The sequence below is a fragment of the Undibacterium sp. FW305-107 genome (genome assembly GCF_058788535.1).
In genome coordinates, this window is record NZ_JBYTAV010000003.1 from 556309 (window position 1) to 580770 (window position 24462).

The 24462-nt window shown below is 50.3% G+C and carries 21 protein-coding genes; 15 read left to right on the forward strand and 6 right to left on the reverse strand.

Annotated elements, in window-relative coordinates; all coding sequences use genetic code 11:
- The first annotated feature begins 152 nt into the window (after positions 1-152).
- From AC3WQT_RS09515 to AC3WQT_RS09565, 11 genes are all read left to right on the forward strand, one after another.
- Positions 153-545 carry a hypothetical protein gene (locus tag AC3WQT_RS09515; protein WP_492703619.1) on the forward strand — a complete coding sequence of 131 codons (393 nt, stop codon included), beginning with the start codon at positions 153-155 and terminating at the stop codon, positions 543-545.
- Positions 546-622: 77 nt separating this feature from the next.
- On the forward strand, positions 623-1489 hold the full coding sequence (locus AC3WQT_RS09520; protein ID WP_492703620.1) for a PhzF family phenazine biosynthesis protein: 867 nt from the start codon (positions 623-625) through the stop codon (positions 1487-1489).
- Between the two features lie 583 nt (positions 1490-2072).
- Positions 2073-4871 (forward strand): TonB-dependent receptor, encoded by a 2799-nt coding sequence (locus tag AC3WQT_RS09525; protein ID WP_492703621.1) that lies wholly within the window; start codon positions 2073-2075, stop codon positions 4869-4871.
- Positions 4872-5009: 138 nt separating this feature from the next.
- Positions 5010-6518 (forward strand): tryptophan halogenase family protein, encoded by a 1509-nt coding sequence (locus tag AC3WQT_RS09530; protein ID WP_492703622.1) that lies wholly within the window; start codon positions 5010-5012, stop codon positions 6516-6518.
- A 95-nt stretch (positions 6519-6613) separates the two neighbouring features.
- Complete coding sequence (locus tag AC3WQT_RS09535) at positions 6614-7813, forward strand: cation:proton antiporter (protein WP_492703623.1); 1200 nt, start codon at positions 6614-6616, stop codon at positions 7811-7813.
- Between the two features lie 366 nt (positions 7814-8179).
- Positions 8180-9553, forward strand: a complete 1374-nt coding sequence (locus AC3WQT_RS09540; protein ID WP_492703624.1) for an MFS transporter — start codon at positions 8180-8182, stop codon at positions 9551-9553.
- A 27-nt stretch (positions 9554-9580) separates the two neighbouring features.
- The gene (locus tag AC3WQT_RS09545; RefSeq protein WP_492703625.1) at positions 9581-11257 is read left to right on the forward strand and encodes an alpha-amylase family glycosyl hydrolase; all 1677 of its coding nucleotides are present in this window, start codon (positions 9581-9583) and stop codon (positions 11255-11257) included.
- Between the two features lie 31 nt (positions 11258-11288).
- Positions 11289-13697 carry a glycoside hydrolase family 31 protein gene (locus AC3WQT_RS09550; RefSeq protein ID WP_492703626.1) on the forward strand — a complete coding sequence of 803 codons (2409 nt, stop codon included), beginning with the start codon at positions 11289-11291 and terminating at the stop codon, positions 13695-13697.
- A 310-nt stretch (positions 13698-14007) separates the two neighbouring features.
- Positions 14008-15894, forward strand: a complete 1887-nt coding sequence (locus AC3WQT_RS09555) for a glucokinase (RefSeq protein ID WP_492703627.1) — start codon at positions 14008-14010, stop codon at positions 15892-15894.
- Between the two features lie 77 nt (positions 15895-15971).
- On the forward strand, positions 15972-17069 hold the full coding sequence (locus tag AC3WQT_RS09560) for an AraC family transcriptional regulator (protein WP_492703628.1): 1098 nt from the start codon (positions 15972-15974) through the stop codon (positions 17067-17069).
- Positions 17070-17183: 114 nt separating this feature from the next.
- Positions 17184-18248 carry an alpha/beta hydrolase family protein gene (locus AC3WQT_RS09565; protein ID WP_492703629.1) on the forward strand — a complete coding sequence of 355 codons (1065 nt, stop codon included), beginning with the start codon at positions 17184-17186 and terminating at the stop codon, positions 18246-18248.
- Between the two features lie 31 nt (positions 18249-18279).
- On the opposite strand, the gene AC3WQT_RS09570 is transcribed toward AC3WQT_RS09565, so the two are convergent.
- The 3 genes from AC3WQT_RS09570 to AC3WQT_RS09580 form a co-directional block, all read right to left on the reverse strand.
- Complete coding sequence (locus AC3WQT_RS09570; protein ID WP_492703630.1) at positions 18280-18702, reverse strand: hypothetical protein; 423 nt, start codon at positions 18700-18702, stop codon at positions 18280-18282.
- A gap of 98 nt (positions 18703-18800) precedes the next feature.
- A complete protein-coding gene (locus AC3WQT_RS09575) occupies positions 18801-19079 on the reverse strand; it encodes a GNAT family N-acetyltransferase (RefSeq protein ID WP_492703631.1) in 279 nt (92 codons plus the stop codon).
- On the reverse strand, positions 19076-19852 hold the full coding sequence (locus AC3WQT_RS09580) for a sulfite exporter TauE/SafE family protein (RefSeq protein WP_492703632.1): 777 nt from the start codon (positions 19850-19852) through the stop codon (positions 19076-19078). The genes AC3WQT_RS09575 and AC3WQT_RS09580 overlap by 4 nt, the downstream gene beginning before the upstream one ends.
- 98 nt (positions 19853-19950) lie before the next feature.
- On the opposite strand from AC3WQT_RS09580, the gene AC3WQT_RS09585 reads away from it, so the two are divergent.
- The 4 genes from AC3WQT_RS09585 to gloA2 all read left to right on the forward strand — a co-directional run bounded on the left by AC3WQT_RS09585 (position 19951) and on the right by gloA2 (position 23121).
- Entirely contained in the window at positions 19951-20844 is an 894-nt protein-coding gene (locus AC3WQT_RS09585; protein ID WP_492703655.1) for a LysR family transcriptional regulator, read from the forward strand.
- Positions 20845-20931: 87 nt separating this feature from the next.
- Complete coding sequence (locus AC3WQT_RS09590; RefSeq protein ID WP_492703633.1) at positions 20932-21780, forward strand: DUF6348 family protein; 849 nt, start codon at positions 20932-20934, stop codon at positions 21778-21780.
- Positions 21781-21873: 93 nt separating this feature from the next.
- Complete coding sequence (locus AC3WQT_RS09595) at positions 21874-22710, forward strand: branched-chain amino acid aminotransferase (RefSeq protein WP_492703634.1); 837 nt, start codon at positions 21874-21876, stop codon at positions 22708-22710.
- Positions 22711-22731: 21 nt separating this feature from the next.
- A complete protein-coding gene (gene gloA2, locus AC3WQT_RS09600; RefSeq protein ID WP_492703635.1) occupies positions 22732-23121 on the forward strand; it encodes an SMU1112c/YaeR family gloxylase I-like metalloprotein in 390 nt (129 codons plus the stop codon).
- 82 nt (positions 23122-23203) lie between these two features.
- Here gloA2 and AC3WQT_RS09605 read toward each other — a convergent pair whose 3' ends face one another.
- From AC3WQT_RS09605 to AC3WQT_RS09615, 3 genes are all read right to left on the reverse strand, one after another.
- The gene (locus AC3WQT_RS09605; RefSeq protein WP_492703636.1) at positions 23204-23632 is read right to left on the reverse strand and encodes an ExbD/TolR family protein; all 429 of its coding nucleotides are present in this window, start codon (positions 23630-23632) and stop codon (positions 23204-23206) included.
- 136 nt (positions 23633-23768) lie between these two features.
- Entirely contained in the window at positions 23769-24203 is a 435-nt protein-coding gene (locus tag AC3WQT_RS09610) for an ExbD/TolR family protein (protein ID WP_492703637.1), read from the reverse strand.
- 79 nt (positions 24204-24282) lie between these two features.
- Positions 24283-24462, reverse strand: a 180-nt coding sequence (locus AC3WQT_RS09615) for a MotA/TolQ/ExbB proton channel family protein (protein ID WP_492703638.1), incomplete at its 5' end; no start/stop codon positions are given.

Sequence of the window (24462 nt, forward strand, 5' to 3'; positions counted from 1 at the left end):
CCGGACTATCAAGCCATGCAAGGTTAAATCTTCAAAAACAAAGCGGTTTTACAACGACTGCAAGAAATCACAGAAATCCGGGTGTTATGATATCCCTTTGATGCCTGACTTTTTTGTCAGTATTTGCTTTCTCTTTTCTGGCTTGACAGATCATGTTAATCACTATCTTTGTAGCTGCCAGTTTGCTGGTGTTGGCAGGTTCTTATAGTCTATGTAGCAACCTGTATCTGTTGTTTTCAGGTGCTAGTCCCGGAAACTGGCGAAAACACTTTTACCTCAGCTTATTGGCCGGGGTGTTGTTGGGTTTAGCATCGTGGCTGGGCACTTTCTGGATGCTGTTGCCGTATCCAAATATAGCGGGTGAAGGCTGGTTCGCCGGTTTTCCGTATGTGGCGGTGTATATAGATGATACTGCTTATCACTACCATTTTGGTTTCACCAGAGTCAGTGTGATTGCTAATGGGCTGTTCTGGTTTTTATTGCCCATGACGGGCCTGCATTTATATGCCAGGCACTGGCAACGTCAACAAAAGAAAACTGGCTGAGAATTTGCCTGGTGCCAAAGATTTTTTGCCTATACTGGTGACATGGTTCTGAACTGGAGCTGCCAAGGGAGCAAAAAGTGAAAAAACAAGTTTTCCCATTTACCATGGTGGATGTCTTTGCCAGGCAGACGCTGGCAGGCAATGGCCTGAGTATCTTTGTGCTCGAGCAAACCTTGTCAGCCTATATGATGCAGGCCATGACACGGGAAATGCGCCAGTTCGAAAGCATCTTCCTGCAAAAACTGGAAGGGCAGGACAGGTGGCGCACCCACATTTTTACCATGGAAGAAGAACTGGGTTTTGCAGGCCACCCTATCATCGGTGCAGCAGCTTGCCTGCATCAGCGTTACCAGCCTGAAAGCAAGACTGCAGAATTTGAGTTTGTCTTGAATGAGCGCAGTGTATTTGCCAGCAGCAGGCAAGAGAACGGTAATTTTTTTGCTGAAATGAATCAGGGTAAGGCCAGCTTTGGTGAACCCCTGACAAGCAGTATTGCTGAAAATTTCCTGAAAGCCCTGAACCTGCACGCCCATGACCAGGCTGCAGGCTTGCCTTTGCAAGTGGTATCGACGGGCCTGCCTTATCTGATCGTGCCGATCCAGCAACATCTGGACAAGGCACGCATATGCCATGAGAAATTTGAATCCCTGCTGGCAAGCGTGGGTGCAAAATTTGTTTACGTGCTTGATGTACAGCGCCGTGAAGGGCGCACCTGGGACAACGAAGGCAAGGTTGAAGATATCGCCACTGGCAGCGCCGTCGGGCCTGCTGGCGCATATATGGTCAGGCACCAGCGTGCACAGGCTGGCGATGCGCAAATTTTCACTCAGGGTGCATATGTGCACAGATCCAGTGAATTACATGTGAACCTGAATGCCGAAGATGAAACTGTCCTGGTACATGGACAAGTCTGTCTGGTTGCCCAGGGTGAGCTTTACGTATAAAACCTGATTACCAAACCTGGTCGATTGAATGATGTAAGAGTCGGGGCTTATTGGTCCGGCATGAATGTCTCTGTCTCACCATCTGCAAAAAAACGCAAAAACACAAAATTCCCTACGACCTGCGGCAATAGCGGCACGACTCTTTTGACATGGCAGCAGAACGATACCGTGACAAATCCTGCATGTCTTAAGCCTGCCATCCAGGCCCGAGCATAGCCTTGATACTTCAGTTTTTCCTTGAAGGGATAGCGTTTGCCAGTGTTTTTGCCTGGCCTTGCATATCAAATCTTTTTAATTTAATAAGTAGTCTAATTACATAAAGTAGTCTAACTACATTGTTCTATTGCCCGCTTGTGGGGCATACACAACACATTTCAGTGCATAGAGCACGACTTACTATAGTGGGCACATGTGGTGCATGTATTTTCTTTGTAGTATTTTGTAGTCTCCGTTTGACATTGAATCTAGTTTTAGTACAAAATTCATCTCGGAACGTTGGGTTCTGATTGCCAGACTGGAATGTTGGGTTTCTGTCTGGTGACTCAAAGAGTGCAAGTCAAATAAAAGTGTGAGGGGACATTACATGAAACAAGCTACGCAAAAGCGTCGGCAGGGCGAAGCTCTGCACCGTTTTTCTTTTAAGTTGAGTCCGGTTGCAGCTGGATGTGCGGTGTTGATATTTGGTATGACCGACATCGCTACTGCGCAAGAGGCTGCAAACAATACTGTGGTCGTGACAGGCATCCGCAAGGGTATAGAAGAAGCCATCTCGATCAAGAGAAATTCCAATTCCATCGTTGAGGCAATTTCAGCTGAAGACATAGGCAAATTGCCCGATGCCAGCGTGGCAGAATCGATCGCCCGTTTGCCTGGTGTTACTGCACAGCGTAGCCGTTCATCCGGCAAGGCAGCAGATGTCAGCGTGCGTGGCTTGTCCCCAAGTTTCAATGGCTCCTTGCTGAATGGTCGCGAACAGGCTTCCACGGGCAATGCCCGCAGCCCTGAATTTGATCTGTTCCCGGCTGAACTCATGGGTTCCGTATTGATCTATAAAACACCAGACGCAGCACTGGTTGGTCAGGGTCTGGCAGCGACTATCGACTTGAATACACTCAAGCCGCTGGATTTTGGCAAGCGTGTACTGGCAGCCAGCTATCGCAAACAACGCACGGGCGTACAATCAGGCTCCGAAGAGGGCACAGGCGACCGCGCATCTTTCTCTTACGTAGACCAGTTTGCCAATCGCACTATTGGTATTTCACTCGGCTTGACCAAGTTCAAGGAAGATGGCGGTGGCCAGCAGAAATTTGATTCCTGGGGTGGCTGGGTACCAGATGTGGATTACAACGGTAGTCTGGTCAAGGCACCGGGTGGCTTTAAGGCCGATACTGAAACCAGTAAAAACAACCGCGATGGTGCATCTCTGACTTTGCAATATAAGCCAAGCAAGAATTTCAAGTCAGCAGTTGATGTCTTCTATTCTGCCGGTTCTACCAGTCTGAAAAAGACCGGTCTGGAAGGCGCAGTCGCTGGCTCCGCCGGTGGTTATGATCCAAATGGTGTGTTGACCAACGCAACGATAGTTAATGGCGTTGCTACTTCAGGCACTTTCAGCAACTACAAGGGCGTGGTGCGTAATCACAAAGAAAGCGCGGACGACAAGCTGACCTCGGTAGGCTGGAATAATGAATTGAAGCTCGATGAGTGGACGGCAATAGCTGACCTGTCTTATTCCAAAGCCATCAAGCATAGCAAGCGCTATGAAACAACTGCTGGCCAGCCTGGTGATGCAGCATCCCTGGGTTCCATCTCTTATACCGGCTTTAACGGTGGTAATTTTTCTGACGTCAAATACACAACCAGCCTGAACTATGCAGACCGCGCAGTCGCTAAACTGACGGACGTGGATGGCTGGGGTGGTGGTCCCAATACACCTCAGGCAGGTTATGTTGCCCTCCCTGATATCAATGACAAGGTGAATAGCATACGTCTGATCGCCAAACGCGACGTGAGTTTTGGCCCTGTCGTGGCAGCGCAATTTGGCTTTAACTATACTGACCGTGAGAAATCACGCACTGGTCAGGAAGGCCGCCTGGTAGTCAAAGGTGGTGGTGGCTATGCAGCCGCGACCATGCCTGGCAGTGCAACTTCGATAGCTGGCACGGTTGGTTTGCCAGTCGCCTCATTTGATCCTGATGGTTCTTTGGGGTCGATTTATGAGTTGTCGCGCTGGGTTGATGCATCTGTGCTGGCTAAAGACTGGTCTGTCAATGAAAAAGTCACGACAGCCTATGCCATGGGCGATCTCGAAGGCCAGTTGATGGGCTTTAATTACCGCGGTAATTTCGGCGGTCAGTTTATTCATACCAATCAGCAATCTACAGGTAACCAGGTTGATCTGGCCAAGTGTACAGGTATCACTGTTGACACTTGCCCTTACAAGACTGTGGCTGGTGGCAAGTCTTACTCTGATTTCTTGCCTAGCCTGAATGTGTCTTTCGATCTGGGTAAAGAACAATTCCTGCGTCTTGGTATGGCTAAAGTTTTGTCACGCGCAAATATGGATGATCTGCGTGCCAGTCAGGAATTTGGCGTCAAAACCAGTGGTCCATTCCCTATCCTTGGTGGCAGTGGTGGTAATCCGGAGCTGAAACCTTTCAGTGCCAAGGCCTTTGACCTGTCGTACGAAAAATATTTCGGCAAGAAAGGTTATTTCAGTGTTGCCGGTTTCTATAAGCAACTCGATACGTATATTTATCGTGCGCCACGTACTTTCGACTTTAAACCATTCGTCAGTGCGAACACACCTTTGCCTCTGTCTGGCCCATATCAGGGTTCTACCGTTGGTTTGTTGACGACGCCACAAAATGGAAACGGTGGCAATATCCATGGCTTTGAAGTTGCCCTGAATATTCCTTTCTCGCTGATCACTCCAGTTCTGGATGGTTTTGGTGTGATGGTGAATCATTCTGATACTTCCAGCCAGATCACTTTGCCTGCATTCGGTTTTGGTACTTCCAATATCAGTGCCGAGACGATTCCATTGCCAGGTTTGTCCAAGCGCGTCAGTAACCTGCGTTTGTACTACGAAAAAAATGGCTTCCAGGTGGCAATTGCCGGACGCAAGCGTTCTGACTTCCTTGGTCAGATCAGCGACTTCCAGGATAACCAGCAACTGACTTTCATCAAGGGTGAAACCATCGTTGATCTGCAATTGTCGTATGAATTCCAGACTGGCTACCTGAAAGGTTTGTCGATACTGGCGCAAGCGAATAACTGGAACAATGCACCGTTCCAGCAATACAATACTGATCCTAATGTGATCACAGATAAGATAGTGTATGGCAGGACTTATCTGTTTGGTGTGAACTACAAGTTCTAAACCAGATTGCAATACAGCCCCTGTCAGCTTTATGCTCACAGGGGTTTTGTTTTATAAGGCATCGGCCAGTTTCAGTTGGACGTCAATCCTCCTGAAACTGGTCGGTGCTTTTTGGCAGTGTCAGCAGGAGGGGACAAAATGCAAAATACAAATATAAAAAATGTAGTGATTGTTGGTGGTGGTACGGCAGGCTGGATGACGGCAACTGCCCTGGCTACTGTATTGCAGGGGCAATATCAGATACGTGTAGTAGAGTCGGATGAAATTGGTATTGTCGGCGTGGGCGAAGCCACCATACCGATGATACAAAGATTTAACCAGGTCGTCGGCATCGATGAAAATGAATTCCTGCGTGAGGCACAAGGTACGTTCAAGCTGGCAATAGAATTCGTCAACTGGGGCAAGCAGGGTGAGCGCTATATGCATGGCTTTGGCGCCATAGGCCAGGATTTTGGCAGCCTGCGTTTTGATCAGTATTGGCAGAAAATGCGCAAGCTGGGCAAGGCCGATAATCTGGCTGCCTATTCAATTACGCGCATGATGGGCAAGGCAAATAAATTCATGCCAGCCCGTCATGATATGCCTGACTCACCTCTGCACCAGATTGCCCACGCCTATCATTTTGATGCCAGTCTGTATGCGCGTTATTTGCGCAAGATAGCAGAGTCCCGTGGAGTGGTACGTACCGAAGGCAAGATAGTCTCGGTCAGTCAGCGCGAAGCTGATGGCTTTGTCGATGCCATCGTCTTGGAAAATGGTGAGTGTATCGTCGGCGATTTATTTATCGACTGTTCCGGCTTCCGTGGCTTGCTGATAGAGCAGACCTTGCAGACAGGGTATGAAGACTGGTCGCACTGGTTGCCCTGCGACCGGGCGCAGGCCGTGCCTTGTGAATCTGCGCCGGAACTCTTGCCTTATACCCGCGCCACCGCGCACCGCGCTGGCTGGCAGTGGCGCATCCCGCTACAACATCGCATAGGTAATGGCCATGTGTATTGCAGCCAGTATGTCAGTGATGATGAAGCTGCTTCTGTCTTGTTGTCCAATCTCGATGGCAGGCCATTGGCTGATCCGCGCGTCATCAAATTCAAGACCGGCATGCGCAACAAAACCTGGAACAAGAATGTGGTGGCAATAGGTTTGTCCAGTGGCTTTCTCGAACCGCTGGAATCCACCAGCATTCACCTCATACAATCGGCCATTGCAAGGCTGATCGACTTCTTCCCTGATCAGAGTTTTAATGCTGTCGATATCGCTGAATACAATCGTCAGTCACGTTTTGAATATGAGCGCATCCGCGACTTTGTGATCCTGCATTACAAACTTAATCAGCGCGATGATTCTGCCTTCTGGAAAGCCTGTGCCGATATGCCTGTGCCAGATAGTCTGCAACATAAGATCGACCTGTTCCGTGCAAGCGGGCGCTTGTTGCGCGTTGATACTGAATTGTTTACCGAGGTGGCCTGGTTGCAGGTTTTCGAAGGTCAAAATTTAATTCCTGAAAACCTCAATCCTCTGGTAAATTTGCAGACCGAAGCGGACACGATGGAATATCTCGATAGTGTGCGTGAGGTAGTGCAGAAATGCGTGGCCATCATGCCAGAACATGCTGCCTATATTGCCCGGTATTGCAAAGCCAGAAGCTGATTCAATACTGAGTGGGGGGAGGCGCCACTGCAAGATTTCACCAGCAGTGGGGCATAAAAAATAAACTCAAAAAAATATAAATTATGCATACTGGTATGAGCACTACCGAGATCTTTCTGATCGCGATGTTTGTGATTTTTACGCTGCCTTACCTGATCTGGCGTGTAGGTAAAACCGACTATTACGCACCACTGGTAGTAGTGCAGATTATCACTGGTATTTTACTGGGGCCTGGTGTGTTGGGTGCGATTTATCCCGACTACTACAAGTTTGTCTTTAATCCCCAGGTAATACAATCATTGAATGGCATCGCCTGGTGGGCTGTCATGATTTTTGTCATGATTGCCGGAATAGAACTGGACTTGAAGAAGGCCTGGGAATACAGACGCGAAAGTACCATCACTGCCGGCCTCGCTTTAGGTATGCCTTTGCTGTTTGGTTGTGTAGCTGGTCTGGGTCTGCTCAGCATGGATGGGTGGATGGGGGCCAAGGCCATGAGCTGGCAATTTGTACTTGGCGTGGGCATGTCTTGCGCAGTAACTGCCTTGCCCATCCTGATTTTGTTGATGGAAAAGCTAGATATCCTGCGCCAGCCCATAGGCCAGCGCATATTGCGTTACGCTAGCCTTGACGACATTGCCATCTGGGGTGTGTTGGCGGTGATCTTGCTGGACTGGACCAGGGTAGGCCGACAAGTCGGCTTTTTGGTTGTGTTTGCGGTTGCTACCCTGTTGTTCCGCAAACTCATGGTCTGGCTGGAAGAACGTGACCGCTGGTATGTCGGCCTGATCTGGCTGGCCGCCTGCGCTTTTGCGGCTGACTGGGCTGGCCTGCATTATATGGTGGGTGCTTTCCTGGCGGGTGCTGTGATGGATGCCCACTGGTTTAATCAGGAAAAAATGGACCTCATGCGCCACCATGTCTTGCTGGCCATCATGCCAGTGTTTTTCCTGAGCACGGGTTTGCGCACCAACTGGGCTGTAGGCGGCGCTGCGGTGTTCATAGCTGCTGCTGTGCTGCTGGTCGCATCTGTCACTGGCAAGCTGATAGGCATACAGGTCGCAGGCAAGATACTCAAATGGGAAAAAGGCGAGGCATCCATCATAGGCTGGTTATTGCAAACCAAGGCTTTGATCATGATTATCTTCGTCAATATTTTGCTGGATAAAAATATCATCACCAGCGAAACTTTTACTGCCTTGTTATTGATGGCCATCGCCAGCACCATGATGACCGTGCCTGTGGTGTATCCGAAATTGCAGAAAATGAAGGAACTGATTTTCAGGAGTAAATAAGATTTTTGAATTCCTTTTTTGCAGGTGAAATGCCCGCTGCTTTTGTGAGAGCAGTGGGCATTTTCTTTATTTAGTTTGTACGTCCGGATGCACCAAGATAAATCTGAAAAAGCGCAGAGAGTGATGGGTAGTATTGCTACAGATTGGTATTTCTATGTGAAGGTTTCATACAATATATCAGTTTTCACCGGGCATAATTGCCGTTTGTAGTTCCCTTGGAAAATTTATGTAGTTTGATTACATTTCGCTGTGGTAGTATTTCAAAATGCGGACATTCTTGGTATGGTGACTTTGTTGGGAAGTCGTTTTCAGCCAGCAAGCAATACTGCAACAGTAGTTCATAATAAAATTTGGGGACAAAACACCATGCAAGTATCTGCATACAAACCACGTCTGTCGTTCTGGCAGTTGTGGAATATGAGTTTCGGTTTCTTTGGCATACAGTTTGGCTTTGCGCTGCAAAATACCAATACCAGCCGCATATTCTCTACCCTGGGTGCGAACCCGGATGAGCTGGCCCTGTTCTGGCTGGCTGCGCCCATTACCGGCTTGCTGGTGCAACCCGTCATTGGCTACCTGAGTGACAATACCTGGCACTCTTTCTGGGGACGCCGCCGTCCTTTCTTTTTTATCGGCGCGATACTGGCATCGATTGCCATGTTCCTCATGCCTAATTCCAGCGTCTTGTGGATGGCAATAGCGGTGTTGTGGATGATGGATAGCGCCATCAATATTTCCATGGAGCCATTCCGCGCCTTTGTCGGCGACAAGCTTGATGTCTCGCAACAAACGGCGGGCTTTGCCATGCAAACTTTTTTCATTGGTTGCGGTGGCGTGATTGCCTCTTTGTTGCCGACGATATTTACGGATTATCTGGGTGTCAGCAATGTACCAGTGAATGGCGCGATCCCCGACACAGTGCGCTACTCCTTTTATTTTGGTGGTGCCATATTTGCCTTGTCTGTCATGTGGACAGTCTTCACCAGCAAGGAAATTCCTCCGGCCGATCTGGAAAAATTCAAACAGGAGCGTAAAAACAACCAGGGCATAGGCAAGGCCGTTGGCGAAATCCTCGGTGGTTTCCTTAGGATGCCCAAGACCATGGTGCAACTGGCGCTGGTGCAGTTCTTTACCTGGGTAGCCTTGTTTGCCATGTGGGTCTACACCACGCCTTCGATTGCGCAAACTGTTTTCCATAGCAGCGATGCGCAGTCAGCTGCCTTTCAGGAAGGTGGTAACTGGGTGGGCATCATGTTTGCCGTCTATGGTGGTGTGTCGGCACTGGCGGCTTTCTTGTTGCCTGTACTGGCTAAGATCACCAGCCGCAAATTTGTCCACATGCTCTGTCTGGTGATAGGCGGTGTCAGCCTGATGAGTATCTTCCTGATCTCATCCAAACAAATGCTGCTTTTGCCCATGGTGGGTGTGGGCATTGCCTGGGCCAGTGTGCTGACCATGCCTTATGCCATTCTGGCAGGTGCATTGCCAGCGAGCCGTATGGGTTATTACATGGGCTTGTTCAACTTCTTCGTGGTGATACCACAGATCATTGCCGGTGTTGTGCTGGGGGCGATCTTGAAGCATTTCTTTGATAATCAGTCAGTCAAGGTGTTGATGTTGGGTGGGTTTTGCATGATATTGGCTGGCTTGCTGACCTTGCTCGTAAAAGATGAAGCTGCAGAGGAAGCATCCGCTGCATCAAACATGGATAAGACTGCAGCTAATGCTGCTACCGTTTAAGCAATCAGCATCAGCCGGAATCTCATCATGCAAGTAAAAGCAATCAGACTGGGACTGGCAGCACTGCTGGCCGCGTCTTGTAGTTCTATATCGCTGGCTGCACCCAAACTAAAAACAGCCCAGCCATTTTTATGGGAAAACGCCACTGTCTATTTTTTACTGACAGACCGTTTTCATAACGCCAACCATAAAAACGACCTTGCCTATGGCCGCAAGAATGATGCTGCACCCCAGCGTGGTTACGCTGGCGGCGACCTGGCTGGCATCACAGCCAAGATCAAGTCTGGCTATTTCAAAGACCTGGGTGTCGATGTCATCTGGCTGACGCCGCCGGTTGAGCAAATCCATGCCGGTACCGATGAGGGCACTGGCAAATCATATGGCTTCCACGGTTACTGGGCCAAGGACTTCACTCGTGTCGATGCCAACCTGGGCACAGAGGCTGACATGCGCGAGTTTGTCGATACAGCCCATGCACATGGCATGCGTGTCTTGTTGGACGTGGTCATGAACCACCTGGGGCCAGTGACGGAGCAAGACCCGGTCTGGCCAGATGAATGGGTCAGAACATCGCCCACCTGTACTTATAAAGATACTGAAACCACGGTCAGTTGCACCCTGGTGAAAAACCTGCCGGATATACGAACAGACAGCAAAGCTACAGTCAGCTTGCCGCCAGTGCTGGTAGAAAAATGGAAAGCAGAAGGGCGCTACGATAAAGAAGTCAAAGAGCTGGATGATTTTTTCCAGCGCACGGGTCTGCCACGTGCACCACGCTACTATCTGATGAAATGGCATGTGGACTGGGTGAAGAAATACGGTGTTGATGGTTTTCGCGCAGATACCGCCAAGCATACCGAGCCAGAAATCTGGAAAGAATTGCATGGCCTCGCCAGTGTCGCTTATGAAGACTGGAAGCATGCGAATTCCAAAAAGAAGCTCGGTAGCCAGGCTTTCTTCATGACGGGTGAAGTGTATAACTATGCGATTGGCCATGGTCAGGGCTTTGACATGGGAGGCGGCCAGACCGTCAATTTTTACCAGAATGGTTTTGACAGCCTCATCAATTTTGGTTTCAAGTCAGATGCCAACAAGACTTATGAAACCCTGTTCAGTGATTATGCCACGCGTCTGCATGGGCCTTTGGCTGGGTATTCCGTACTCAATTACATCAGCTCGCATGATGATGGCGGGCCCTTTGATCTCTTGCGTCAGAAGCCATTTGAATCTGCCAATAAACTTTTACTGAGCCCCGGCGCGGCGCAAATTTATTATGGTGATGAAACTGCACGTCCATTGAATGCCGCTGGTGCGCAAGGCGATGCGACACTGCGTTCGTTCATGAACTGGGATGAGCTGGCAAAGAATATCAACCGTGATGGCTACCGCATTGCCGATGTTCGCCAGCATTGGAGTCGTCTCGGTTTGTTCCGGCGTGCCCATCCCGCCATAGGTGCAGGCGTACATGAAAAACTGGCGGATCAGCCTTATACCTTCAAGCGCACTTATGACAAGAACGGTATCAGCGACAAGGTGGTGATAGCGCTGGATGTACCTGCAAACAGCAATCCTGCCATCAGCGTCGCAGGCGTGTTTGCCGATGGACAAAAACTGCATGACTATTACTCTGGAAAGACGGCCACAGTCGTCAATGGCAAGGTGCAATTCAATAGCGGCTTGAGCGCGATATTGATCGCGCCCTAGTATGCTCTCACAAAAAAATAATTAGAGACACATGAAAAAAACATCCATAGTCAAACTGAATATCTTTGTTGCTGCAATCTTGTCACTGGCGACTAACGTGCATGCACAAAATTCTGCGCGCACTATTGTGTCAGTTGCAAAGCTGGCTGATCATCTGGAAATCAAGACCAATGATGGTCGCTATATCCTGAAGCCGTATAGCGACAAGATCATGGAAACCAGTTTTATTCCTGCGGCTGAAAAATTCAATCCGGCTTCGCATGCCGTCGCCTTGTCACCTGCGCGCGTCAAGACCAGTTTCAAAGAAACGGCAAGCAGTATGCTATACCTTGCCGGCGACATCAGTGTCAGCATCAGTAAATCACCGTTTCAAATTGCCTATGCTTACAAGGGCAAGCCTTTGTTGTCGGAAAAAAATGGTTATAGCAAAGCCAGAGATGTAGACGTGCTGGATTTTAATCTGGATGCAGATGAAGCTTTGTATGGTGGTGGTGCCCGCGCACTGGGTATGAACCGTCGCGGCAATCGCCTGCCTTTGTATAACAAGGCACACTACGGCTATGAAGAGCGTTCAGAGCAAATGAATTTTGCCATGCCGCTGGTATTTTCATCGAAGATGTATGGTCTGCATTTTGATAATGCCGCGATAGGCCAGCTTGATCTCGACAGCAAGAGAAGCAATGTGCTGGCGTATGAAACCATCAGCGGGCGCAAGACTTACCAGGTCATCGCTGGCGACAGCTGGGCCGACATCGTCAGCAATTACACCAGTCTGACCGGGCGCCAGCCTTTGCCACCGCGCTGGATTTTTGGTAATTTTGCCAGCCGCTTTGGTTATCACAATGAAGCAGAAGCGCGCAGCATACTGGATAAGTTTCGCGCAGAGAAAATTCCTGTCGATGCCATCATCTTTGATCTTTACTGGTTTGGTAAAGACGTCAAGGGCACCATGGGTAATCTGGAATTCGATAAAAACAGCTTCCCCAATCCCAAAGGCATGATTGCTGACTTTGTGCAACAAGGTATCAAGACTATCCTGATTACCGAACCTTTTGTTTTAACGACTTCAAAAAAATGGCAGGAAGTCGTCGAAAAAAATATACTGGCTACCGACAAACAAGGAAAACCGTTTACCTATGATTTTTATTTTGGAAATACCGGCCTCATCGATATCTTCAATCCACCTGCGCAAGACTGGTTCTGGGCTATCTATAAAGACCTGAAAAATATGGGCGTCGCTGGCTGGTGGGGTGATCTGGGGGAGCCGGAAGTGCATCCGTCTGACTTGCAGCACAAGACCGGCAGTGCCGATGAATTGCACAATATCTATGGTCATCACTGGGCCAGGCTGATTGCTGATGGCTACAAGAAAGACTACCCCAATCAGCGACCTTTCATCCTCATGCGTTCCGGCTATTCAGGTTCGCAAAGGCTGGGCATGATACCGTGGTCGGGTGATGTTAATCGTACCTGGGGGGGGCTGCGTTCACAGCCTGAAATAGCCTTGCAGATGGGCATGCAGGGCATGGCTTATATGCATTCTGACCTCGGCGGTTTTGCTGGTGCCAATCTGGATGATGAGTTATATACGCGCTGGTTGCAGTATGGCGTATTCCAGCCTGTGTTCCGCCCGCATGCGCAAGAGGAAGTGGCATCTGAGCCGGTCTTGCGCGAGGCTAAGACCAAAGCCCTGGCCAAGGCAGCGATAGAAATGCGTTACCGCATGCTGCCGTATAACTATACCCTGGCATTTGAGAATAACCAGCATGGCCTGCCTTTCATGCGCCCGCTGTTTTATGCAGAACCGCAGAACCAGAAGCTGCAAACAGTGGCTGACACTTATCTGTGGGGGGACAGCTTCCTCGTGCATCCTGTCATGAAGGCTGGAGAAAAAGAAGCCAGCGTGTACTTCCCAGCTGGCAGCACCTGGTTTGATTTTTATACTGATCAGCAGCATCAAGGTGGTACGACTGACACGGTAAACGTGGAGCAAGATCATATTCCCGTGTTTGTGCGTGCTGGTGCTTTTGTCCCCATGAGCCCGCTGGTCCAGAATACCCGAGACTATTCAGCAAAAAAACTGGAACTACATTACTACCATGATGCCACCGTCAAAAAGTCGGCAGGCAAGTTGTATGACGATGATGGCGAGACCGCGAATGCTTATGAGAAGGGGGCTTATACCCTCATGTATTTCAACAGCCAGGCGAATGCAGCGCTGTTGAAAATCAGCTTACGGGCACAGGCAGGCTCACATGCCGAAGCTGTTGACAGGGAAATTGCTCTGCATATACACAATATTGCCAGCAAGCCGACACGGGTCAGCCTGCAAAATAAAGACCTGCCATTTAGCTGGGATGAGGCTAAAAAACGGTTGAATATAGACGTGCACTGGCTGAAAAACAGCAAGGCAGAGCTATCAATAAAGTTGAGTAAATGATATTGTCATGCCCAATCAAAGCCAGGAGTAAGCTGGCTGCCGCGGACTTTTGCCATGGCCGCCACTGATTTCGGGCATGAAATTGCAGGCGTTTGTGGTAAATTGCGGGATTGTATTCTCTGTAAGAACCTGTTTACGATCTGTAGCGAGCGTCAGCGGGGTTAGGGTAACAAAAACGCAGCGCAAAAAGCGGAATGTACTCTGGTACATGAGCATTTTGAGCAGCACATGAGCTCCGATTACGCACGCGCAGTAAGAACGGAAACAGGTTCTGAGAAAATAGGCAGCAAACCGTATATATGAAGACAGCATGACGACAGAACACGCACTTGTAGAACATGGTAACGCGGCGGGCTTTTCCAGTGGCCCGCGCTTGTTGGCTGATATAGGCGCAACCCATGCGCGCTTTACACTTGAGTCTTCGCCGGGTGTGTTTGAATCCGTCAAGGTGTTGAAGTGTGACGAATACACCGACATCATCGCCTTGCTGCGCGCCTATTTGTCCACTGTACCCGCCAGCAAAGTACATCATGCCGCGTTTGCGCTCGCCAATCCTATCGATGGTGACCAGGTCAGGATGACCAACCGTGACTGGGCTTTTTCCATAGAAGATGTACGTCGCGAATTTGGTTTGTACACGCTGCTTATCGTCAATGATTTTACTGCCCTGGCTATGTCCTTGCCGGGTTTGCAGGCTAAAGACCTGATGCAGGTGGGTGGTGGTACACCAGTACCCAAATCCGTTATTGGTGTTTTGGGCCCAGGTACGGGTCTGGGTGTGTCTGGCCTTATCCCTACTTCTGATGGCTTCGTCACTCTCGGCAGTGAAGGCGGCCACGTCAATTTTGCGCCGGTAGATGAGCGCGAATATGCCATCCTGCAATTTGCCTGGAAAGAATGGCCACATGTTTCTACCGAGCGTCTGATTTCTGGTCCTGGCATGGAATTGATTTACCGTGCCCTGGCCGACAGGAATAACAAGAAAGTCCAGACCCTGCCAGCGCAAGACATCATGCGTGGAGCATTGGCGGCTGATGCTGAGGCCGATGCGCTTTGCCTGGAAACCCTGGAGTGCTTTTGCGGCATGCTGGGTAGTTTCAGTGCCAATCTGGCAGTGACCCTGGGCGCTTTTGGTGGTATCTATATCGGTGGTGGCATCGTCCCGTTGATGGGCGATTATTTCGCCACTTCCGCTTTCCGCACACGCTTTGAGGCCAAGGGACGTTTCACCAGTTATCTGGCGCAAATCCCAACCTTTGTGATTACGACGCCCAATCCGGCGTTTTATGGCGTGTCAGCGATTTTGTCTGAGCACTTGCGTGGCCGCAGTGGTGACAGCTCACTGATGGACCGCATACAGCAAATCCAGGCTGAACTGACGCCAGCAGAGCGCCGCGTCGCTACCCTGGTGCTGGAAAACCCGCGCACGGTATTAAATGAAGCCATTGCTGAGATCGCCCGCCTGGCCGATGTCAGCCAGCCTACCGTCATCCGTTTTTGCCGTTCGCTGGGCTTCCTTGGCCTGGCTGACTTCAAACTCAAGTTCGCTAGTAGCCTGACCGGCACTATTCCTGTACGGCATAGCCAGGTACGCATGAGTGACAGCACGCATGACTTGAGCGCCAAGGTGATCGACAATACTGTCTCAGCGATCTTGAATTTCCGTGACCAGCTGGATGTGCGTTCACTTGATCAGGCAATTGCCCTGTTACGCAAGGCAAACAAGGTGGAATTTTATGCCATGGGTAATTCACGTGCAGTGGCACTCGATGGCCAGCATAAATTCTTCCGTTTCCGCATTCCTACAGCATCCTATGGTGATGCACATTTGTTTTCCATGGCGGCAGAATTGCTGAACCCTGGCGACGTTGTTATCGTCGTTTCCAATTCCGGCAAGCTGCCAGAATTGTTGAAGGCTGTGGATGCCGCCCGCCTGGCAGGAGCGGACGTGATTGCGATTACACCCAACCAGTCACCACTGGCGAAGAAGGCCACGGTTTGTCTGGCAGTCAATCACACCGAAGACAATGCCACCTTCCTGTCCATGATTTCACGCATTCTGCAATTATTGCTCATCGATATTATTGCGGTAGGTTTGTCGGTCGATGCACCTGAAGCCGAGGGAAATGGTGATGACATCAAGCGCAAGGAATTATCGCGTTTCAGTAACTTGCTGATTTCTCACCTGGATAGTTGATTACCTCCTGGTCAATGAAACTTGCCTGATTAGTCTGGCTGCTGTTATTGTTTTGCCTTTCATCTTCATGGACTGGCATGTCAGCTTTTGATCCCTTGGTCTTGCTTGATGCAGCTTTGCGCGGCACGTTGCTGGCTTTGCTGTTACTGCTGTCTGCCATACTTGGGCGTGACCGTCCGCAATTGCTGGTCGTGCGTGCAGGCATCGCACTTTGCCTGGGCCTGGCGGTACAGGTAATCAGTGCCACTCCCTGGTTTGAAGCGATGGCGCCGCGTTTGTGGCAAGCGCCGCTGGTTGCCATTTCTGTTGCAAATGCTGTGCTGTTCTGGGTATTTGTACAGGCGCTGTTTGACGATGATTATCTATTACGGTCCTGGCATGTACTGATCTGGTTTGCGGTCGCCGCCCTGAGTGGGCTGAATTGCGCCGTGGTGGCTGGCAGTGCCACTATCTTTGCTCCGCTGACGATGGGTGCACAACGTGCCATCCCGCTGTTATTCGCTATCCTGGCAGCACTGGCGGCAGCGAGGAACTGGCGTACAGACCTGGTGGAACAACGCCGCCGCTTGCGTGCTTTTATTGTTATTGCTGGCAGTATTTATACCGTTTTATTATTGGTAGCCCGTTTAAGTTCGCCGCAGGGCAGGCTTGCTGGCGGTACTGCCATGGCTGATGTACTTGTTTTGTTGCTCATTATCGTCATCGTGACATTCAAGATGCTAACGCTCGCACATCAGGATTTGTTTCCACTTGCTGCAGTTGGGCCAAAAAAACAGCCAGTTCTGCCATCTGATCCTTTGCCAGCTGTCGAGATAAACGCAGTCGAAGACAAATTGCTAAGCGCCTTGCAAAAACTCATGCAGGATGAACATCTGTATCGCAGCGAAGACCTGACGTTGGCTGGTCTCGCCAGCAAAATGCAAATCCCTGAATACCGTTTGCGCAAACTCATCAACCAGCAAATGGGATACCGCAATTTCAATGCCTATATCAACGCTTTTCGTCTGGACGAGGCACGCGCTGCCCTGGCTGACCCGGCGCAAAGTGATGTGCCTATTCTGACCATTGCGCTGACTTCTGGCTTCCAGTCCATAGGGCCATTTAACCGTGCCTTCAAGGCGGCCACCGGGCTCACGCCTAGTGAGTACCGTAAAGAAAATATGGCCGATTCCTGAAATCGGCTAGCCGAAATCTGCAATTTGCAGTCTGTGGCAAGACATCATTCGATTTTTTACGCATAGTCAGCTTCATCCGGAGCATCGTCTCCGCATTAACTGACTGGAGTTTGAATGATGAAGGCCATACGCATATCTGGTTTTAAACGATTATTGAACTGGTTCAGCTACTTGCTGCTGAGCCTGCTGTTTTTTGCAACTGGAGTAGTGAATGCCTCTGTTGGTTTAACAGAAATAGCGCCCACTGCTACTGACGGAACTATCACCCTGTATTACCCCAGCAATGCGCCAGAACAACAAGTACGCCGTGGCCGCTTTTTTTTCAATCTGGCAGAACAGGCTGAGCCCGTACGTGGCAATGGGCACCTGATTATCATTTCTCACGGTTCCGGCGGTTCCCCCTGGGTGCATGCAGACCTGGCGCGTAGCATGGTTGAAGCAGGTTTTATTGTTGCCATGCCTGAACACCACGCTGACAACTATAAGGATGACAGCCACCCCGGCCCGGATAGCTGGACTTTACGGCCCGCCGAAGTATCACGGACCATAGATGCCGTTGGCCGTGACCCGCGCTTTGCACTCTTGCTGACACTGGATAAGGTGGGCATGTATGGCATGTCGGCAGGCGGCCATACCGCGCTCAGCATGGCGGGTGGGCGCTGGTCACCGGCTGGTTTCAAGCAGCATTGTGAAGAAGATCTGGTCAATGATTTTCACTCTTGCGTGGGCCTGATTACCCGCCTTAACGGCGGCTTGCTGGATGGATTAAAAAAATGGCTCGCTCTGACGATCATCCGTAGCCGCTTCAGCGATACCACCATGCGAGAACACCATGACCCCCGCGTGACTGCGATAGTCGCCGGAGTGCCGGCAGCGGCTGATTTTGATATGGCATCACTGCAAAATCCACCTGTACCACTGGGCCTGGTCACTGCCGGGCAAGACCGCTGGCTGGTGCCGCGCTTTCACAGTGATAAAGTATTGGCAGCTTGCAAGAGCTGCGAGCATATTGCGAATATGCCAGAAGCTGGTCATGGTTCCTTATTATCACCCCCACCACCAAATCTGACCGGTCTGGTGGGGGACATGCTGAATGACCCGCCTGGCTTTGATCGCAAGCAGATGGGAGCCGTAGATAAAAAAATTACGGCTTTCTTTGAAAAACACTTATTGCATTGATTTGCTGAAGCCTGATCAGAAACCTCAGGTTTTACTCTGATAATATGGCTTCAAATTTCTTTGTTTCTTGCAGCCCTTCCGGGCTGTCACGCATAGAGCGCATCCAAAGGCTCAAGTAAGAGCATTCTGGATTTGAATAAGTTGGTTTGTATTTTCCGGCTTCGGACGAAGCTCTATTTTTGTGTTGACTGACCTTGGCAGCATAGTAAGGCGATGCTGTCAGCAATGACATGAGCCTGGTATTGGTTGACGCGAAAAGCGCAAGTTCCGTCTTGTATTCTGCGGCGACAGGCGGGTCCGCCAAAGCACAATCTTCCTTTGCCTCGACTGTAATTTGATACAGACGGGACGCAAGTTTTTTGTGGTCTGCAGCTTTGCGTTCTTCTACACTCTCAGCGCAAGCAAAATTTGTCAGAGACAATAAAATCAGGGAAGAAATAAAGCGTAATTTCATGAAGAAGGAGTTCTGATTAATAATGGAGCTGGATAATACCCTATCCATATCCACAATTTATCTGATTAGAACCGGCTCTGAACGCTGGCCCGGACGTTTTAGTGTGCCACTTGTTTGTCGCAAACAACTTCCAGCTCAGGATATTCTGCATGCAATTGATTGAGCAGGGCCCTGGCTATGCCAAGCTCGCGATAGCTGGGTTTGACATACAGAACATGGATGCATACCTGCCCGGCGAGTATGCTGCAATCAAGTGCACCTACATGCTGCTGATCCAGAAATGCCGACAACAGGACATGCCTGCAATTAGTTTGCTCATCTTGCTTGCATATGCGCAGTGCCGCTTTCACAGTTTCGCCAGTAGTGATCTCTGTCATGATTTCACTGCTCCCCATAAGTAGTGGACGCCCAGAGCAAACAGGCCGATGAAAAAGCAGCGCTTGAATAGAATAGGCTGCATTTTATTGCGCAAAATTTGCCCCAATTGCATGCCTGCCAGCGCGGGCAGCAAGGCCAGCAAAGAATCACCGGCAATATCCCATTGCAAAGTGCCACTGCCATATAGATTGATGCCCAGTGCCAGTGTCGATACCGTGAAGGACAAACCCATGGCTTGTATCAATTTGTCCTTGTCGAGACTTAATGCCTGCAGGTAGGGGACCGAGGGCAAGACAAATACACCGGTAGCGGCAGTAACCATGCCAGTCGCAATACCTATGGCAGGGGCGAGTCTGCGTTCTGTCTGGCTGGACACTTGCCAATGTACCGATGCCAGCCCCATTACGCCATATAGCAGCAGGGCCACGCCCAGGCCTGCACTTGACCAGACCGTATCAAGTTTGCTGAACAAGAGACCGGATACAAAAGTACCAAGGCATATGCCCACTAGCATGGGGCTAAGACGGAGCAACAAGGGCAACAACCTGGAACCACTGCCGAGTTGCCATATATTCGTTAAAAGCGAAGGTAAAAACAATAAGGCAGCGGCTTGCATGGTCGTCATGGACAGACTCAGCAAGGCAATCGCCACGGTAGGCAAGCCCAGGCCTATGACACCTTTTACCATTCCTGCGAGTAGAAAGATAAACGCTATCGCCAGCCACTGTGTGCTGTTGCCATGAGGGATAAATAGGGGGATCAGCGTTTCCATATAGACAGTTTGCCATTGCCAGCATGAACTGAAAATGTGGAATATACTCAGTAAGGCTTCGTATTTTACGTAGTCTAAACTTGTTTGCCTTTATTCTCATGCGCTTTGATCTGGTCGATTTGCAGTTATTTGTCCACGTAGTGGAGGCGGGTAGCATCACTGCCGGGGCCGACCGTTCCCATCTGGCACTGGCGTCGGCCAGTGCACGTCTGCGCGGCATGGAAGATTTGCTGGGCGTACCCCTGTTGCTGCGGCAAAGGCGTGGCGTGGAAGTAACCGATGCTGGCCGCACCTTGCTACACCATGCGCGCATGTTGATGCAGCAAATGGAAAGGATGCGTGGTGACCTGGGGGATTATGCCAAAGGCCTGAAGGGGCATATACGCATGTTGTGCAATACCTCGGCGCTGACTGAATTTTTGCCGCAGGCGCTGGCTATTTACATGCAGGCACATCCACATATCAATATTGAAGTCGAGGAAAAACTCAGCAATGACATCGTGCAAGCCATCATCGCCGAGCAGGCGGATATAGGCATTATTGCCGACACGGTAGATAGTGCAGACTTGCAGACATTTTCATTCCGCCAGGATCAACTGGTGCTGGTGACTGCTGCCCGGCATCCTCTGCAAACCACTGCCACTGTCAACGGCAGCCTGAGCTTTGCTGATACTCTCAGCTATGATTTCGTCGGCCTGGCCGGTGACAGCGCGCTACAGCAATATCTGAATGAACATGCGGCGCGGCTAGGGCAGCGTTTGCATTACCGCCTGCGCTTGCGCAGCTTTGATGGTATCTGCCGCATGGTGGAAAGTGGGGCGGGCATCGCCATCATCCCTGAGACGGCAGCGTTGCGCTACGAGCAACTGATGAAGATACACAGGCTGTATCTGACAGATACCTGGGCAGTCAGGAACTTGCTGATCTGCGTACGGCAATATGATGAATTGCCAACTTATGCACGTGAACTGATCAATGCCATCAAGGCTTGATTTCTTTTGTGAAACAATGCAATTGTCTTGACCTGCCCGCCTTCTTGTTACAATGCAGGCCTGTCTCCATCTTCACACTCAGTTTCCATGTCAGTCACCACATCCATAGGCAATGCTTTCAAGAGTTTCAGGGATAAGTTTGTATCCGGTTCCGTCAGTCAGCCTGCAAGCACGATATTTACCCATCTGAATATTGATGCAGATTTAACGCTGGCCTTGTTTGAAGTCTTGACGGCAGAAGCAATCAAGCTGAAATGGCAAGACAATTACCTCGCTCTGGATGAGGGCTTGTTACTGGCTGTGGAGCGTGTTGAAACCGTCGTGCTCGCTGAAGATAAGTGTCGTACCTGTACACGTATCTATGCCAGTCACACAGAGTACTTTCCGCAAGGCCTGAGTGAGTATCAACATGCCATGGGGGCGACTGAGTCAGAAGCAGTGCTTGAAGGTTTGCGCACCTGGGCGAAGATGGATTTATTGGTTTTGCTGGATGCCACACGTGAGCAGCCAGTCAATTGCACAGTCATAGAAATGAATACCAGTGCAGAGCCGGACAAGGGGGCCAGTTTCCGCCAGGTGATACTTGGCCCTGTCGCCCATCTGGCCAGCCAGCCTGAGTCCTGGAAAAAAGAAGAGCATCCATTTTGCCCATGCTGCCTGTTCACAGAAAGCATGCCCGCTTTCCATGATCTATTGCAGACCAGCGATTTCCTTGGCATACGCCTGTTTGCCTCCCGCGATAATGAGGGCAAGCTGGCTGCTGATTGTCGCGTCAATGGTGAAGATTTTTTGCCGGCTGTTGAATACCTGAAACAATATGCAGAAAAATGGCCGCAACGCGGGCTGGAGTTCCGCAAGCAATATGTGGTCGTACGAACTAGCAGCCACAGCGTCAATCAGGCGCAGCTAGTGCAAGCGAGGCAAGCGCAGCTTTGATCTGTCTTTATTTGCTGCAATGACGAATGTGATACATTTGAAATTACCGTTTGCGATGCGTCGCCAATTTACTATCAATGAGTGAGGAATATTATGTACCGTAGCTACTTCAAGGGACAATGGAGTGAAGGCAATACGCCACTGTTTGGCGCCATGGATCATGCTGTCTGGCTGGGCTCCTCTGTATTTGATGGCGCGCGTTCTATCCGTGGCCTGACACCAGATCTGCGCCTGCATCTTGCGCGCGTCATACAGTCGGCACAGCGTCTGGGTTTGCAATGCCCTTACAATGTCGATGAGCTGGAAGCACTGTGCCGCGAAGGTATAGCCCTGTTCCCTGCTGATGCCGAGTTATATATACGCCCGCTGGTGTTTGGCACAGACGGTTTGCTGATCCCTGAACCATCAACTACTGGCTTTGCGCTGACCTTGTTTGATGCAGCCATGCCAGCGTTTACCGGTTTCTCTGCCTGCCTGTCCAGCCTGCGCCGTCCTGATCCTTCCATGGCACCGACAGATGCCAAAGCTTCCTGCCTGTATCCAAATACCACCAGGGCTTTGCGCGAAGCCAAAGAGCGAGGTTTTGACAATGGTGTCGTATGTGACGTGCATGGCAATGTGGCGGAGTTTGCCACTGCCAATCTCTTCTTTGTGACTGCAGACGATGAGATAGTCACGCCTGTGGCAAACGGCAGTTTCTTGTCCGGTATCACGCGTGCGCGTGTCATTGGCTTGCTCAAGGAAGATGGCAGGCAAGTGTCGGAGCGCACTGTAAAGCCGGAAGAATTGCTGGCGGCAAAAGAGATTTTCAATACAGGCAATTTTGCCAAGGTGACGCCTTGCACCAGATATGAAAACCGCGAATTGCCTATAGGTGTAGTGGCAACACGCGCCCGTGATTTGTATTTGCAATTCATGCAAAATACCTGATTCAGACTGAACGACAGATCAATGCTCAAGCGCATACATCATGTAGCCATCATTTGCGCTGATTATCAGGTGTCCAGGGATTTCTATACCCGGATTCTGGGGCTAAGCATTATTGCTGAAACCTATAGGGCAGAAAGAGCTTCGTACAAGCTGGATCTGGCCTTGCCAGATGGTTCGCAAATAGAATTGTTTTCATTTCCTGATGCACCGCCCAGGGTATCTCGACCTGAAGCACAGGGTTTGCGTCACCTGGCATTTGAAGTTGATGATGTGTCAGCCTGTAAAGCGATGCTGGAGGCAAAGGGGCTGGAAGTAGAGGATGTCAGGTTAGATGAATTGACCGGGCGGCGCTTTGTCTTTTTTGCTGATCCTGATGGCTTGCCTCTGGAGTTGTATGAGGCGTCGCCTTGATAATTTTACCAAATGATCTGAGAGCATGGGTCGAAAAAAAGCCGGGGAATAAAATCCCCGGCTTTTTTTGACGTACTTTGGTTTACTTCAAGAACTGCTCATTCCCGACCATACCGATCTTGGTGACACCAAGACGCTGAGCCGCCGCCATGACCGCAGCCACAGACTTGTAAGGCACAACCGCGACCGGACGCAGATGGATCTCTGGCTGGTTTGCCGTTGAAGCGGCTTCCGCCAGTTTTGCTTCTAGTTGCTTAGGATCTACTGCAGTCCCATTCCAGGAAACTGTACCGTCAAAATCCACATCTACATTGATCACGACTGGATCGACCAATGGTGGTGGCGTTGGTCCTGTCGGCATATTCAGGTTCACTGCGTGATTCTGAATAGGAATGGTAATAATCAACATGATGATCAATACCAGCATGACGTCAATCAGCGGCGTCATGTTCATTTCTATCATCACTTCCGGATCGGCTGAACCACCACCGGAGCCTATTTGCATACCCATAATGCTTCCTTTTTAGGGGCTGGCGAAAAAATCGCCCTGACTGCGTTGCAGCTCCTCGCCGTGCTATTCGCACTGTCTTCGTCGCTACGCCTTGTCAGGACAATTTTTCGCTAACCCTGTTTAGTCATTCAAAACACTAGTTCCGTGGAGGCGGTTCAATCACGAAGCCGACCTTGGCGATACCGGCACGTTGTGCCGTCAGGATACTTTTGCCAACAAACTCATAGCGGGTATTCTGGTCTCCACGGATATGCAACTCCGGTTGCGGAACCTTGATTGCTTCTACCTTGAGCTTTTCAAACAAGGCATCCGTACTGCCCAGCGGCTTCATGCTGCCGTTCCAGTACAGGTCACCATCCTTGTTGATCGACAGGGTGATGTTTTCCGGTTTGGTTTTGTAAATCACGTTGGTTTCTGCCGGCAGCTTGAGCTTGACCGTATCTGTAATCACCGGGGTGGTGATCAGGAAGATGATCAGCAAAACCAGCATGACGTCGACCAGCGGGGTGGTGTTGATGGTGCTGTTGACTTCGTCTTCACCATCTCCATCATTGCCAATTGCCATTGCCATAATGTGTTCTCTTTCGTGTTACCGAATACCAAAGACCCCTAAGCGCAGGGGCCTCCGTATGTTAATCAGTGACTGCTAATTATTTCTTTGCTGCTGTCTTGCCCATATTGCCGGACAACACAACGGAATGCAGGTCGGCGGAGAAGGCACGGACCTCTTCCATGGCGCTCTTGTTGCGGCGGACCAGGAAGTTGTAACCCAGAACAGCTGGAACAGCGACCGCCAGACCAATCGCGGTCATGATCAGCGCTTCACCTAC